This window comes from Mycobacterium sp. E740 (genome assembly GCF_001672895.1).
GTDB lineage: Bacteria > Actinomycetota > Actinomycetes > Mycobacteriales > Mycobacteriaceae > Mycobacterium.
Genome location: NZ_LZKP01000121.1, coordinates 22832 through 36137, shown reverse-complemented (window position 1 = coordinate 36137; position 13306 = coordinate 22832). Strand labels below are relative to the sequence as shown.

Genomic DNA, 13306 nt, shown 5'->3' with positions numbered 1-13306 from the left:
TGAACCCGCGCTTCTGCGCGCGGTCCACGTCGGAAAAATCGCCGTCGGGGTTGAGGTAGGCCGCCAGCCGGTCGGCGGCTTTGCGCAGCGCCTCAGGAGTGTGTTCGGCCGCGAGCCGAGCCAACGTCTCCTCGCAGCACTCCCGCGTCTGATAGTCGACGGCGGCAGGCAGATCATCGAAGAACTTCCGGATGATGCGGATGTGCTCTGCGCCCACCTCGCCACCGGCCTGTCGCTTCGCGAGGTGGCCGAGCTTCGGTTCGAGCGCTTCCCCGGTCAACGCCGTGCGCGGGCCGAGATCGGCCGCGTCGTTCAGGCGCCGCTTGGCCTCCGCGGCGCTGATCCGCAAGCGCTGCTGCAAGGCGTCGCTCCAGCTCGTTGCGCCGACCGCTCCAGGCGTGCTTTCGCTCACCAGACCGTGAATGAGCTGGTGTTCCACCGCAGGCTGGCGCCGCCGCTCGAATTCAAGCTCGTCGAGCAGCGCGAGGCGTTCTGGCGCGGTGAGCGCGTGGAACTTGAGGCGACCGACGTCGTCGAGGACGGACCGCAGCCGCGCGAAGGTCGACTCGATGGCTTCGCGGTCCGATATCTCCATACTTCGAACATTAGTTCGAACCACCGACAAGTCCGGCGCACGGATAAGGTGACGCCATGCGAGTCGGAGTTCTGGGCGCCAAGGGCAAGGTCGGCAGGACGATGGTCGACGCGGTCGAGGCGGCCGAAGATCTCACGTTCACCGCCGGGGTCGACGCCGACGACCCGTTGAGCCGACTGGTGGAAACCGACACAGAGGTCGTCATCGACTTCACCCACCCGGGCGTGGTCATGGACAATCTCGAGTTCCTCATCGACAACGGAATACACGCCGTCGTCGGCACCACCGGGTTCACCGACGAGCGCCTGGACCAGGTTCGGCAATGGCTCGACGCCAAGCCAGAGTCAGCCGTTCTCATCGCGCCGAACTTCGCGATCGGAGCCGTGCTGTCGATGCATTTCGCGCAGCAGGCCGCGCGCTACTTCGAGTCCGTCGAAGTCATCGAACTTCACCATCCGCACAAAGCTGATGCGCCAAGCGGCACCGCGGCTCGCACCGCGCGACTCATCGCCGAAGCTCGAAAAGACATGCCGCCCAACCCCGATGCCACCAGCACCGGCCTCGAAGGGGCCCGGGGCGCCGACGTGGACGGCATCCCGGTCCATTCGGTCCGGCTGGCGGGGCTCGTCGCTCATCAGGAGGTGCTGTTCGGGACGCAAGGGGAGACGCTGACGATTCGGCACGACAGCATCGACCGCACGTCCTTCGTCCCCGGCGTCCTGCTCGCGGTGCGGCGAGTGGCCGAGCGGCCGGGGCTCACCGTGGGCATCGAGCCGCTGCTCGACCTGTAATGGCCGACAGCCGGGGTGCGCTACGCATCCAACTGCTGATCGGCTTCATGTGCGTCGCGCTGGTCGTCTACTTCGTGCTGCTCGGCCGCCTCGCGATGGCGTTCATCGGCACGAAAGAGCCGGCGGCGGTGGGCCTCGGGCTTGCGCTGATGGTCCTGCCGATGATCGGGGCCTGGGCGATGGTCAGCACGCTCCGCGCCGGTTTGGCCCACCAGCGCCTCGCGCGCATCGCCGGCGAACAGGGGATGGAACTCGACGTCAGCGCGTTGCCTCGCAGACCATCCGGTCGCATCGATCGCGACGCCGCCGACGCGCTGTTCGTCACCGTGCGCGAGGAATTGGAGAACGACCCGGACAACTGGCTGCGCTGGTACCGGCTGGCACGCGCCTACGACTACGCCGGAGACCGCAGCCGAGCGCGGGAGACGATGAAGAAGGCCGTCGAGATCCAGGAGCGCCGGCCATGAGCAAGACACTGCTCGTCGTGCACCACACCCCGTCGCCGCATTGCCAGGAGATGTTCGAGGCGGTGGTGGCCGGTGCGACCGATCCGGAGATCGAAGGCGTGGAGGTCATCCGCCGCCCGGCACTCATCGTCTCGCCGGTCGAGATGCTGGAGGCCGACGGCTACGTGTTGGGCACCCCGGTGAACCTCGGGTACATCTCGGGCGCTCTCAAACACGCGTTCGATCAGTCGTACTATCAGCTGCTCGATACCGCCGCCGGCCGACCGTTCGGCGTCTATTTGCACGGCAACCAGGGCACCGAAGGTGCCGAGCGTGCCCTCGACGGAATCACCGCAGGGTTGGGGTGGGAGCGTGTCGCGCAGACCGTGGTCGTGTCAGGCAAACCGACCAAAGCCGATGTCGAAGGGTGCTGGAACCTCGGCGCAACGGTCGCCGCTCGGCTGATGGGATAGCCCGGGTCCACGACGCTCCACACCAATCAGCCGATTATCGCGGCCGAAGCGCTGTATCCCTGGCACTGTTCGAGGTCGACGAGGGTGCCCGCCTGTGGCGAACCCGTTCCTGCGGCGGATTCGGAGAAAGCTGTGACCCAAGGATGTGGACGTCTCCTCGGCAAGTCGGCGGTGATCACCGGGGCGGCGATGGGCATCGGGAGGGCGACCGCCGAGGTCTTTGCCCGCGAGGGTGCACGTCTCATCGTGACCGACGTTCAACGTGAACCGCTGCTTGGGCTGGCTGAGGAGTTGCGGCGCAGCGGTGCCGAAGTCGAGACAGTCGTCGGCGATGTCTCGGTCGAAGAGGATGCGCAGCGGATGATTGCGAGCGCAGTCGATCGTTTCGGACGGCTCGACGTGCTCGTCGCCAACGCCGGCATCATCCCGCTCGGCGACGCGATGGAGGTGACGGCCGCCGGCTGGGACGAAGTCATGGCGATCGATGGCCGCGGCATGTTCCTCACCTGCAAATTCGCCATCGAAGCGATGGTGTCGACAGGTGGTGGTGCCATCGTGTGCCTCTCTTCGATCTCGGGACTGGCCGGCCAAAAGCGTCAGGCAGCCTACGGACCGGCCAAGTTCGTCGCTACCGGACTGACCAAGCACCTGGCGGTCGAGTGGGCTGACCGCGGCATCAGGGTGAACGCCGTTGCGCCGGGGACGATTCGAACAGAGCGGGTCAACCGGCTTCCGGAGGAGCCGGGCGGCTCGGAGTACCTCGCTGACATCCAGCGCATGCACCCGATGGGCCGCCTTGGTGAACCGGCTGAGGTCGCCAGCGCCATCGCTTTTCTGGCCTCCGACGAAGCGTCGTTCGTCACCGGCGCGGTATTGCCCGTCGACGGCGGATTCCTGGCGCAATAGCGCCACGACCGCGCGGTTGGCCGGCCGCTTCCGCCGGCGCCGTCAATGCGGTACAAAAGCTGCTGGCCGCGACACTGAAGGAGGACTGATGCCAGGAATCGCCGAAGTTGCCTTGGGGGCCGCGCCACTCGCTGGCGGGGCACTACTCGGGATCGCCGCAGGCAATGTGCGCGGACCTGACCTCCGCGGGATGATCGCCAAGGACATGGACCTGCTGGACCGTATCCCCGACGACCAACCCGAGCTCAGGGCGAGGCTCAAGGAGAGCATCGACCACCGCATCGAAGACATGGTCAGCGCCGCGGAGCGCAGTCGCGACCTGCGACTGGCGGCGCTGTCTTATCGCGGGAACTGGCGCGACATCGTGGTGTTCATCTGCGCGATCCTGTTCACCATCGTGTGGTGGAACGTCGACCACAGCAGGACGAACTGGCTGCTGATGTTCATCGTGATGATCCTCGCGACCGTGGTCGCCGGCATCTACGCCGCGCGCGGATTGCTGCGGTCACTGCAGATGCTGCTGCACAGGCGTCGTAACGCTCAGTAGTGGTAGGTGTCCGAGGGCGCCGGGATGTGCGCCGGATCGTCGACGTCGTCGAACTCCGACACCTCGATGCCGTATGCGCGCGCCAGTTCGAGGATCTTGTTCGCCCGCGCGATGCGGGGCAGGTCCGAGCCGTTGCGGATCTCGCCGCCGTCACGTTCGAACTCGGTGAAAAACTCCTTGGCCCAGGCGATTTCCTCGGGTGACGGAGACAGTCCCTCGTTCACGGTGCCGCACTGCTCGGGCGTCAGGCAGATCTTGCCGGTCATCCCGAACTCCGCCGACACCTCGGTGGCCTCGCTGAGCTTGCGCGCGCTCGACCCGACTGTCGGACCGTCGATGGCACTGGGCAGGTGGGCGGCCTTCGCCGCGATCGTGAATCGTGAGCGCGCGTAGGCCAGGGTGGTCGGGTTCTCGCCGAAGCCGGTGTCACGCCGGAAGTCGCCGATACCGAACGCCAGCCGGAAAGTCCCTTTGGCAGCGGCGATTTCGGTGATGCGCTCCAGGCCTCTGGCCGTCTCAACCAAGGCGACGATGGGGATGTTCGGCAGCCGTTTGGCGGTCTCGGTGACGTGGTCGACGGACTCGACCATCGCCAGCATCACTCCGCCGACGGAAGTCTTGGCGAGCGCGTCGAGATCATCGGCCCACCATGCCGTGCCGAATCCGTTCACGCGGACCCAGTCGGTATGGCCCTCGTCCAGCCAGCGCACCACGTTGTCACGGGCGGCGACCTTGTCCTTCGGAGCGACCGCGTCCTCGATGTCGAGTACGACGATGTCGGCGCGCGAGCGCACCGCCGGGGCGAAGCGCTCGTACTGCGCGCCGTTGACCAGCAGCCAGCTGCGGGCGAGCACGGGATCGATGCGGAAACCGGCCTCGTCGGAGTCGCTCTCGTCGCCGGTGTCTATGTCGTACATCGGTTCATCGTCGCGTATGTGGGGGGTGCGCCGTCAATTCGGCAGTGCGGACTCGAACAGCTCCTGGAGTGCGATCCAGTGCCGTTCGGCGGCCTCTTCGTCGTACGGCGCGTTGTCGGGCACCGCGAACCCGTGCCCGGCGGGATAGAACTCCACGGTGTGGGCGACGTCGGCCGCGGTCAGCGCCTTGTCGAGAGTTTCGGCGTCTGCACGCGTGAAGCCGTGGTCGTTCTTGGCGCCCGCGACGTACACGGTGGCCTTGATGTGCTCGGCGAGCAGGTGTGGGCTGCTCGGATCGTCGGTGACGAGTCCGCTCGCGTGGAACGAGCCCGCCGCGGCAACTCGGTCGGGTACCCGGCCGGACACGATGACCGAGGTCCGGCCGCCCATGCAGTAGCCGCACACGCCGAACGCGTCGCCCTTTACCTCGGGCCGGCCGGCGAGGAAGTCGAAGAACGCGGCGGCGTCGCCGGCCATCATGTCGGGGGTGATGGAGGAGATCATCCCGAACAGCCGCTTGCGCTCCGTGGCGTCGGTGAAGGCGGTCTTCATGTCGAACGGTTGCCAGTCGCCGTGGCGGTAGTACACGTCCGGAAGGAGCACGGCGTGGCCGAACCCGGCAAGTCGGGCCGCCATCTCCTGGAAGGTGTCGCGCACCCCGCCGGCGTCGACGTACATCACGACGCCGGTCCACGGCCCGGTGCCGTTCGGGGTGTGCAGGGTGACGGGGCAGGTGCCGTCGGCGGTGGTGACGGTCGCGGAGATGCTCGGCATGGCTTCCGTTCTACTCGCCGGCTCTGGACGTAAGCTTGGCGGCGTGCCGATCGCCACGCCCTACGAGGATCTCCTGCGGATGGTGACGGAGCGGGGGACGCCGAAATCGGACCGCACCGGAACCGGCACCCGCAGCTTGTTCGGCCACCAGATGCGCTACGACCTCGCGGCCGGTTTCCCGCTGATCACCACCAAGAAGGTGCACACCAAGTCGATCGTCTACGAGCTGCTGTGGTTCCTGCGCGGCGACTCGAACGTGCGCTGGCTGCAGGAGCACGGCGTGACCATCTGGGACGAATGGGCAAGTGAGACAGGCGATCTCGGCCCGGTTTACGGGGTGCAGTGGCGGTCGTGGCCGACGCCGTCGGGCGGACACATCGACCAGATCAGTGCGGCGGTGGAGCTGCTGAAGTCGGACCCGGACTCGCGGCGCAACATCGTCTCGGCGTGGAACGTCGGCGAGATCCCGCAGATGGCGCTGCCGCCGTGCCATGCGTTCTTCCAGTTCTATGTGGCCGACGGCAGGCTCTCGTGTCAGCTCTACCAGCGAAGCGCCGATCTGTTCCTCGGGGTGCCGTTCAACATCGCCAGCTACGCGTTGCTCACCCATATGATGGCCGCCCAGGCCGGGCTCGACGTCGGCGAGTTCATCTGGACCGGCGGCGACTGCCACATCTACGACAACCACGTCGAACAGGTCGCCGAACAACTCAGCCGCGATCCGCGCCCGTATCCGGAACTCGTTCTGGCGCCGAGGGATTCGATTTTCGACTACACGTACGAAGACATCGCGATCCTCAACTACGATCCGCATCCGGCGATCAAAGCGCCTGTCGCGGTATGAGCGTCGGGCTGATCTGGGCCCAGTCGAGCTCCGGGATCATCGGCCGCGACGGCGGCATCCCGTGGCGGCTCCCGGAGGATCAGGCGCGGTTCAAGGAACTCACGATGGGCCATGCGGTGGTGATGGGCCGGCTGACGTGGGAGTCGCTGCCGGCCAAGGTGCGCCCGCTCCCGGGACGGCGCAACATCGTGCTCACCCGCCGACCGGATTTCACGGCCGAGGGAGCAGAGGTTCTGGAGGCGCTCGACGGCGCGCTGACCGATGACCCGACATGGGTGATCGGCGGGGCGCAGGTCTACGCGGCCGCCATGCCGCTCGCCACCCGATGCGAGGTCACCGAGGTCGAGATGGACCTGCCGCGGCAGGACGACGACGTGATGGCGCCGGTGCTCGACGAAAGCTGGATCGGCGCGGCGGGGGACTGGCTCACCAGCGTCTCGGGGTTGCGCTACCGGTTCTACAGCTACCGGCGCGCCTGAAATCCGCAACGGCAGTCACATCTATCGACCTTTTGCAGACCTTCACTCGTACTTTGCCTGCAAAACGTTGATTGGTGTGAATAGCGAGAGACATGTTGTCGTGTGCTGGCGGCGCGGCGGGTACCGGCGCGCCTGAGTGGTGTCGGTCGTGTCGGGCACGATGGCAGGGTGCCGACGAAACTCACGGCCGTTCAAGCGCGACGGGTCGCCGTCGCGGCGCAGGGCTTCGCCGAGGCGAAGCCGACTGGGCCCGTCACGCGGGCGCACCTGCGCAGGCTGATCTCGCGGATCCAGGTGCTGCAGCTGGACTCGGTGTCGGTCTCGGTGCGCGCGCACTATGCGCCCGTGTTCAGCCGGTTCGGGCCGTACGACCGCGAGGTGCTCGACCGGGCGGCGTGGAGCCATTCCGCGCGGTCCCCGCGGCTGCTGGTCGAGTACTGGGCGCACGAGGCGGCGCTGATGGCCGTCGAGGACTGGCCGCTGCTGCGCTGGCGGATGCGCGAGTACACGCACGGCCGGTGGGGCAGGGCGATCGTCCAGAAGAACGCGAAGTTGGCCGACGACATCGTCGCCGCCGTGGGTGAGTTGGGGCCGTCAACGGCCGGGCAGATCGCGGCGCACCTCGGCGCTGAGCAGCGCGGTCAGAAGGGGCCGTGGTGGAACCGCAGCGACACGAAGTGGGTGACCGAGGCGTTGTGGTCGTCGGGAGTGTTCGCGACGGCCACCCGGGTCGGTTTCGCCCGGTATTACGACCTCGCCGAGCGGGTGCTGCCGGCCGAGGTGTTGGCGCGCGAGGTCGACGACGAGGAGGCGGTGCGCGAGCTGGTGCTGCGCGCGGCCGGCGCTCTCGGTGTCGGGACCGAGCCGGACATCCGCGACTATTTCCGGTTGTCGCCCGGACAGGCCAAGCCGGCGATCGCGAAGCTGGTCGCCGACGGGGAACTCGAACCGGTGGAGGTCGACGGTTGGGCGGCGCCGGCGTATCTGCGGGCCGGCCAGATCGTGCCGCGGCAGGACCGCGGGACGGCGCTGTTGTGTCCGTTCGATCCGCTGATCTTCTTCCGGCCGCGGGTGGAGCGGTTGTTCGATTTCCACTACCGCATTGAGATCTACGTGCCTGCGGACAAGCGACGGTACGGGTATTACGTCTGGCCGTTCCTGCTCGACGGGGAATTGGTGGGCCGGGTCGATCTGAAGGCAGATCGGTCGGCGGGCGTATTGCACGTCATCGGCGCGTTCGCCGAGCCCGGTCGACAGCCGTCGCGAGTGGCGCAGGCGTTGGCGAGTGAGTTGCGCTCGATGGCGTCGTGGCTCGGACTTGCAGATGTGGCGGTCGCCGACAATGGCGATTTGGCGCGTGCACTCCGCGCCGCCGTCTGAGGCCCGTAGCGCCGAGCGTGCGCTCACTGCGAAAAAGCGGTGGAATCTTCGCGATAGCTGCACGCTCGGCGCGTCGTCGCTCAGCCGCCGCCGTCGCTCAAATGCAGTCGGCGCAGACCATCCGGTCGCCGGACTGCAGGGCTAGCCGGCTGTGGTGCTGCACCAAAAAGCAGCTCGAGCAGGTGAACTCGTCGGCCTGCTTCGGGATGACCCGCACAGTGAGTTCCTCACCCGACAGGTCGACGTCCGGAAGGTCGATCGAATCGACCGGGTCGCCGTCGTCGACGTCGAGCACCGCCACGTCGGCCTGCCCGCGACGGCGCGTAGCGATCGCCTCGAGTGACTCGTCGACCGCCTCGTCGCTTTCCTTGACGCGGGGTGCGTCGTAATCGGTAGCCATCAATCACACTCCCTCTCGAGATCGGTCCCTGAGTAACGCCGATGGAGATTCGCTTTGTTCCCTGCGGATGCACCGTTGAAACCTGGTTGCAGCGGCCTTCGACAAGTGCCGCTCACGTTAGGGTGAGCCGTGGCCGAGACCACGCCGCTGCGCGTCCAACTGATCGCCAAGACGGAGTTCATGCCGCCGCCCGACGTGCCGTGGAGCACCGACGCTGACGGCGGCCCCGCTCTGGTCGAGTTCGCCGGCCGCGCGTGCTACCAGAGTTGGTCGAAGCCGAATCCCCGCACCGCCACCAACGCCGCCTACATCCGCCACATCATCGACGTCGGGCATTTCTCGGTGCTCGAGCACGCGTCGGTCTCGTTCTACATCACCGGGATCTCGCGGTCGTGCACGCACGAACTGATTCGGCACCGCCACTTCTCCTATTCGCAGCTGTCGCAGCGCTACGTACCCGAACACGACGCCCAGGTGGTCGTCCCGCCGGGCATCGAGGATGACCCCGAGCTCACCGACATCTTCGCCGCCGCCGCCGACGCCAGCCGGGTGGTCTACTCAGAGCTACTCGACCGGCTCGAGGCCAAGTTCGCCGATCAACCGAACGCTGTGCTCCGCCGCAAGCAGGCCCGTCAGGCGGCGCGGGCGGTGTTGCCGAACGCCACCGAGACCCGAATCGTCGTCACCGGCAACTACCGGGCGTGGCGGCACTTCATCGCGATGCGCGCCAGTGAGCACGCCGACGTGGAAATCCGCCGGTTGGCCATCGAATGCCTGCGCCGACTGGTCGATACCGCGCCGCAGGTGTTCGGCGACTTCGAGATCTCGACGCTGGCTGACGGCACCGAGGTGGCCACGTCCCCTCTGGCCACGGAAGCGTGAGCCCGAGCGAGTAATCTGAGCCCCGTGAGTACCAGCGGAATCGACGTGACGGCCCAGTTGGGCACCGTGCTGACCGCGATGGTTACTCCGTTCAAGCCGGACGGCTCGCTCGACGCCGACGCCGCGGGCCGATTGGCGAACCGGCTCGTTGACGCCGGTTGTGACGGCCTGGTGCTGTCGGGCACGACGGGGGAGTCCCCGACAACCACCGACGACGAGAAGATCGCGCTGCTGCGCGCGGTGCTGGAGGCGGTCGGCGACCGGGCGCGGGTCATCGCCGGTGTCGGCACCTACGACACCGCCCACAGTGTGCAGGGGGCCAAGGCCGCCGCCGCCGAGGGCGCCCACGGGCTGCTGGCTGTGACGCCGTATTACTCGCGGCCGCCGCAAGCCGGCCTGGTCGCACACTTCAACGCGATCGCCGATGCGACGGACCTGCCGGTCATGCTCTACGACATCCCGCCACGGTCAGTCATCGCAATCGAATGGGACACCATCCGCACGCTGGCCGAGCACCCCAACATCGTGGCCGTGAAGGACGCGAAGGGCGATCTGCACGGCGGCGGCCAGATCATCGCCGAGACCGGGTTGGCGTACTACTCGGGCGACGACGCGCTGAACCTGCCGTGGCTCGCGATGGGCGCCGTCGGGTTCGTCAGTGTCTGGGGCCATCTGGCCGCCGGCCAACTCCGGGACATGTTGTCGGCGTTCCAGTCCGGCGATGTCGCGACCGCCCGCAAGATCAACGCCACGCTGGGACCGTTGAGCAACGCTCAGGACCGTCTCGGTGGCGTGACGCTGTCGAAGGCGGGGCTGCGGCTGCAGGGCTTCGAGACTGGTGAGCCTAGGCTGCCTCAGATCCCCGCCACCGCAGAACAACTCGACGCGCTGGCCGGGGATATGCGAGCGGCCGCGGTGCTGCGGTAGTGAACGAAGAACTCACCCCGCCGGGGCCGCTGGCCCCTGGTGGACTGCGGGTCACCGCGCTGGGTGGGATCAGCGAAATCGGCCGCAACATGACCGTTTTCGAGCATCTCGGCAGACTGCTGATCGTCGACTGCGGAGTGCTGTTCCCGACGCACGACGAGCCCGGCGTCGACCTGATTCTGCCGGACCTGCGCCTCGTCGAAGACCGCCTGGACGACGTAGAGGCCCTGGTGCTCACCCACGCGCACGAGGACCACATCGGCGCGATCCCGTACCTGCTGAAGCTGCGACACGACATCCCGGTCGTCGGCTCGAAATTCACGCTCGCGCTCGTGGCCGAGAAATGCCGTGAGCACCGGATCAAGCCGGTCTTCGTGGAAGTCGACGAGAACCAGAGTTCGAGACACGGCGTGTTCGAATGCGAGTACTTCGCGGTCAACCACTCGATACCCGGTTGCCTGGCGATCGCGATACACACCGGCGCCGGCACGGTGCTGCACACCGGTGACATCAAGCTGGATCAGTCACCGCCCGACGGCAAACCCACCGACCTGCCCGGGATGTCGCGACTCGGCGACGCCGGGGTGGACCTGTTCCTGTGCGACTCGACCAACGCCGAGATCCCCGGCGTCGGACCGTCCGAGAGCGAGATCGGACCGAACATGCACCGGCTGATCCGCGGTGCTCAAGGCCGGGTCATCGTGGCCTGCTTCGCGTCGAATGTCGGCCGCGTGCAACAGATCATCGACGCATCCGTGGCGCTAGGCCGCAAGGTGGCGTTCGTCGGCCGGTCCATGGTGCGAAACATGGGCATTGCCAAGGAGCTCGGCTACCTGACGTTGGTCAATGACGACGACATCATCGACATCGGCGCCGCCGAGATGATGGCTCCCGAGCGGGTCGTGCTGGTCACCACCGGAACGCAGGGCGAGCCGATGGCGGCGCTGTCGCGGATGTCGCGCGGTGAGCATCGCAGCATCACGCTGACGCCGGGTGATCTCATCATCATGTCGTCGTCGCAGATACCGGGCAACGAGGAAGCGATCTTCGGCGTGCTCGACGCGTTGGCCAAGATCGGTGCGCGTGTCGTGACGAACGCGCATGTACGCGTTCATGTTTCCGGTCATGCGTACGCCGGCGAGCTGCTGTTCCTCTACAACGGTGTGCGGCCACGCAATGTGATGCCGGTGCACGGCACGTGGCGGATGCTGCGGGCCAACGCGGGGCTTGCGGCCCGCACCGGGGTGCCGGAGGAGAACATCGTGCTGGCCGAGAACGGGGTCAGCGTCGACCTGGTGGCGGGCCGGGCGTCGATCGCCGGAGCGGTGCCGACGGGCAAGATGTTCGTCGACGGACTGGTCGGTGGAGACGTGGGAGATGCGGTGGTCGGCGAGCGCCTCACGCTCTCTTCGGGATTCATCGGTGTCACCGTCGTCGTCCAACGGGGCACCGGCAAGCCTGCGGCGTCGCCGCACCTGCATTCGCGCGGGTTCTCCGAGGACCCGAAAGCGCTGGAACCGGCCGGTCGCAAGGTGGACGAGGCCCTCGAAGCCCTTGCCGCCGAACGGGTGACCGACATCAACCGCATCGCCCAGGCCACTCGCCGGGCCGTCGGCAAGTGGGTGGGCGAAACCTACCGCCGTCAGCCGATGATCGTGCCGACGGTGATCGAGATCTGAGCGCCGCCCGTAACTTCGCCGCGAAATAGCATTCCTGGTCGCGGATTCGCGTTGATCGCAGCCATGGCTTCTCGTTCGGCGCTTCCTCAGCGCTTGTTGACCGACCCGGCGTCCACTGGAAGCGCCACTCCGGTGATGTAGCGCGCGGCGTCGGAGACCAACCACGCCACCGCGTTTGCGATGTCTTCGGGCTGCAACACTTGCACCGGCAACGCGTTGCCCATGTCCTGCGCGGACTTGTCGGCGATACTGCCCAGCCACTCGCGCGTGGCCTCGTTGTTGATCATCGGGGTGTCGACGCCGGCGGGGTGCACCGAGTTCACGCGGATGCTGTGTTGGGCAAGCAGATTGGCATACAAACGCATCAGCCCGACGATGCCGTGCTTTGCGGCGACGTAACCGATCGCACCGGGGTCGTCGCTACCCATCCCGACAAGACCCACCACCGAACTGGTGAGCACGATCGAGCCACCGTCGCCGTGGGCGATCAACGGTTCCTTCGAGACCTCGACCGTGTGGTGCACGCCGGTGAGGTTCACGTCGATCACGTCCCGCCACCCGTCGGCACCCGACCGCATCGGGGCGATACCGGCGTTGGCGACGACGATGTCGAGCCGGCCGAACTCTTCGAGACCCGCACGCAGCGCCGATTCGAGCGCGGACTGATCGCGAACGTCGGCCTCCTGCGCCACGATTCGCGCGCCGGCGTCCTCGACGAGTTTGACGGTCTCAGCCAAGTCGTCGGCCGTCGCCAAGGGATAGGGCACTGACGCGATCTGATCGCAGATGTCGACCGCGATGATGTCTGCGCCGTCGCTCGCCAGCTTCACGGCTTCCGCGCGGCCCTGGCCCCGCGCGGCGCCGGTGATGAACGCGACCTTGCCCGCGAGCCCGGACATCAGGACCGCAGTGCGCCCTTACTGGGATCGCCCGCGACCACCGGCTGCAGCATCTTGATATCGGGCGCTCCGTCGAGATGCTCGCCGACGGTGCCGAACAGGGTGCCGATGGCGGGAGCGGTGCTGTGGGTCTTCAACGCCTCTTCGTCTGCCCACTGCTCGACGAACACGAAGGTCCCGTTCGACTCGTGCAGTGCGTACAGCTCGCACCCGGGTTCCTGATGCACCGCCTCGATGGCCTGCTTGCACGCTTCGCGAACCGTGTCAACGGATTCGGGCTTGGCGGTCATGGTGGCGACGACGACAACAGGCATGTGCGGATGACTCCTCGGTGAGTGCTGCTGGACGAGTGCACAGCCTACTGCCG

17 protein-coding genes are annotated in these 13306 nt (G+C 67.1%); 11 read left to right on the top strand and 6 right to left on the bottom strand.

What is annotated here, in order from left to right; translation table 11 throughout:
- Positions 1 to 595: DUF222 domain-containing protein (locus tag A5663_RS11665; protein ID WP_156744448.1), on the bottom strand; the 595-nt coding region annotated here is incomplete at its 3' end.
- A 56-nt stretch (positions 596 to 651) separates the two neighbouring features.
- Between A5663_RS11665 and dapB the strand changes: the two genes are divergently transcribed.
- From dapB to A5663_RS11640, 5 genes are all read left to right on the top strand, one after another.
- Entirely contained in the window at positions 652 to 1386 is a 735-nt protein-coding gene (dapB, locus tag A5663_RS11660) for a 4-hydroxy-tetrahydrodipicolinate reductase (protein ID WP_068148452.1), read from the top strand.
- Entirely contained in the window at positions 1386 to 1853 is a 468-nt protein-coding gene (locus A5663_RS11655; RefSeq protein WP_068148449.1) for a tetratricopeptide repeat protein, read from the top strand. Before dapB ends, A5663_RS11655 begins: the two co-directional genes overlap by 1 nt.
- Positions 1850 to 2305, top strand: a complete 456-nt coding sequence (locus tag A5663_RS11650) for a flavodoxin family protein (protein WP_068148446.1) — start codon at positions 1850 to 1852, stop codon at positions 2303 to 2305. Before A5663_RS11655 ends, A5663_RS11650 begins: the two co-directional genes overlap by 4 nt.
- Positions 2306 to 2389: 84 nt before the next feature.
- Positions 2390 to 3211 carry an SDR family NAD(P)-dependent oxidoreductase gene (locus tag A5663_RS11645; RefSeq protein WP_255396304.1) on the top strand — a complete coding sequence of 274 codons (822 nt, stop codon included), beginning with the start codon at positions 2390 to 2392 and terminating at the stop codon, positions 3209 to 3211.
- An 88-nt stretch (positions 3212 to 3299) separates the two neighbouring features.
- Positions 3300 to 3758 carry a hypothetical protein gene (locus A5663_RS11640; RefSeq protein ID WP_068148443.1) on the top strand — a complete coding sequence of 153 codons (459 nt, stop codon included), beginning with the start codon at positions 3300 to 3302 and terminating at the stop codon, positions 3756 to 3758.
- Here A5663_RS11640 and A5663_RS11635 read toward each other — a convergent pair.
- Together A5663_RS11635 and A5663_RS11630 are read right to left on the bottom strand one after the other, a co-directional pair.
- On the bottom strand, positions 3752 to 4675 hold the full coding sequence (locus A5663_RS11635; protein ID WP_068148439.1) for a CoA ester lyase: 924 nt from the start codon (positions 4673 to 4675) through the stop codon (positions 3752 to 3754). The two genes, A5663_RS11640 and A5663_RS11635, sit on opposite strands and share 7 nt — an antisense overlap.
- A gap of 33 nt (positions 4676 to 4708) precedes the next feature.
- Positions 4709 to 5449 (bottom strand): dienelactone hydrolase family protein, encoded by a 741-nt coding sequence (locus A5663_RS11630; protein ID WP_068148436.1) that lies wholly within the window; start codon positions 5447 to 5449, stop codon positions 4709 to 4711.
- 43 nt (positions 5450 to 5492) lie between these two features.
- On the opposite strand from A5663_RS11630, the gene A5663_RS11625 reads away from it, so the two are divergent.
- From A5663_RS11625 to A5663_RS11615, 3 genes are all read left to right on the top strand, one after another.
- On the top strand, positions 5493 to 6293 hold the full coding sequence (locus A5663_RS11625; RefSeq protein ID WP_068148431.1) for a thymidylate synthase: 801 nt from the start codon (positions 5493 to 5495) through the stop codon (positions 6291 to 6293).
- The gene (locus A5663_RS11620; RefSeq protein WP_068148426.1) at positions 6290 to 6772 is read left to right on the top strand and encodes a dihydrofolate reductase; all 483 of its coding nucleotides are present in this window, start codon (positions 6290 to 6292) and stop codon (positions 6770 to 6772) included. Before A5663_RS11625 ends, A5663_RS11620 begins: the two co-directional genes overlap by 4 nt.
- 168 nt (positions 6773 to 6940) lie before the next feature.
- On the top strand, positions 6941 to 8152 hold the full coding sequence (locus A5663_RS11615; protein WP_068148476.1) for a winged helix-turn-helix domain-containing protein: 1212 nt from the start codon (positions 6941 to 6943) through the stop codon (positions 8150 to 8152).
- A 97-nt stretch (positions 8153 to 8249) separates the two neighbouring features.
- Here the strand turns inward: A5663_RS11615 and A5663_RS11610 are convergent, their stop codons facing one another.
- A complete protein-coding gene (locus A5663_RS11610; RefSeq protein WP_068148423.1) occupies positions 8250 to 8552 on the bottom strand; it encodes a DUF4193 domain-containing protein in 303 nt (100 codons plus the stop codon).
- A 129-nt stretch (positions 8553 to 8681) separates the two neighbouring features.
- On the opposite strand from A5663_RS11610, the gene thyX reads away from it, so the two are divergent.
- From thyX to A5663_RS11595, 3 genes are read left to right on the top strand one after another with little or no spacing between them, the layout of a single operon-like run.
- Positions 8682 to 9434, top strand: coding sequence for an FAD-dependent thymidylate synthase (thyX, locus tag A5663_RS11605; RefSeq protein WP_068148420.1), 753 nt, complete (start codon positions 8682 to 8684; stop codon positions 9432 to 9434).
- A 24-nt stretch (positions 9435 to 9458) separates the two neighbouring features.
- Positions 9459 to 10361 (top strand): 4-hydroxy-tetrahydrodipicolinate synthase, encoded by a 903-nt coding sequence (dapA, locus tag A5663_RS11600; protein WP_068148418.1) that lies wholly within the window; start codon positions 9459 to 9461, stop codon positions 10359 to 10361.
- Positions 10361 to 12040 carry a ribonuclease J gene (locus A5663_RS11595; RefSeq protein WP_068148415.1) on the top strand — a complete coding sequence of 560 codons (1680 nt, stop codon included), beginning with the start codon at positions 10361 to 10363 and terminating at the stop codon, positions 12038 to 12040. Before dapA ends, A5663_RS11595 begins: the two co-directional genes overlap by 1 nt.
- Positions 12041 to 12126: 86 nt before the next feature.
- On the opposite strand, the gene A5663_RS11590 is transcribed toward A5663_RS11595, so the two are convergent.
- Complete coding sequence (locus A5663_RS11590; protein WP_068148411.1) at positions 12127 to 12939, bottom strand: mycofactocin-coupled SDR family oxidoreductase; 813 nt, start codon at positions 12937 to 12939, stop codon at positions 12127 to 12129.
- Positions 12939 to 13253 (bottom strand): putative quinol monooxygenase, encoded by a 315-nt coding sequence (locus A5663_RS11585; RefSeq protein ID WP_068148408.1) that lies wholly within the window; start codon positions 13251 to 13253, stop codon positions 12939 to 12941. Before A5663_RS11585 ends, A5663_RS11590 begins: the two co-directional genes overlap by 1 nt.
- Positions 13254 to 13306: the final 53 nt, after the last annotated feature.

Bases quoted from the DNA above. Each gene is read 5' to 3' on its own strand.
- dapB (WP_068148452.1), top strand. From the start codon at position 652: ATGCGAGTCGGAGTTCTGGGCGCCAAGGGCAAGGTCGGCAGGACGATG.
- A5663_RS11655 (WP_068148449.1), top strand. From the start codon at position 1,386: ATGGCCGACAGCCGGGGTGCGCTACGCATCCAACTGCTGATCGGCTTC.
- A5663_RS11650 (WP_068148446.1), top strand. From the start codon at position 1,850: ATGAGCAAGACACTGCTCGTCGTGCACCACACCCCGTCGCCGCATTGC.
- A5663_RS11640 (WP_068148443.1), top strand. From the start codon at position 3,300: ATGCCAGGAATCGCCGAAGTTGCCTTGGGGGCCGCGCCACTCGCTGGC.
- A5663_RS11635 (WP_068148439.1), bottom strand. From the start codon at position 4,675: ATGTACGACATAGACACCGGCGACGAGAGCGACTCCGACGAGGCCGGT.
- A5663_RS11630 (WP_068148436.1), bottom strand. From the start codon at position 5,449: ATGCCGAGCATCTCCGCGACCGTCACCACCGCCGACGGCACCTGCCCC.
- A5663_RS11620 (WP_068148426.1), top strand. From the start codon at position 6,290: ATGAGCGTCGGGCTGATCTGGGCCCAGTCGAGCTCCGGGATCATCGGC.
- A5663_RS11610 (WP_068148423.1), bottom strand. From the start codon at position 8,552: ATGGCTACCGATTACGACGCACCCCGCGTCAAGGAAAGCGACGAGGCG.
- A5663_RS11590 (WP_068148411.1), bottom strand. From the start codon at position 12,939: ATGTCCGGGCTCGCGGGCAAGGTCGCGTTCATCACCGGCGCCGCGCGG.
- A5663_RS11585 (WP_068148408.1), bottom strand. From the start codon at position 13,253: ATGCCTGTTGTCGTCGTCGCCACCATGACCGCCAAGCCCGAATCCGTT.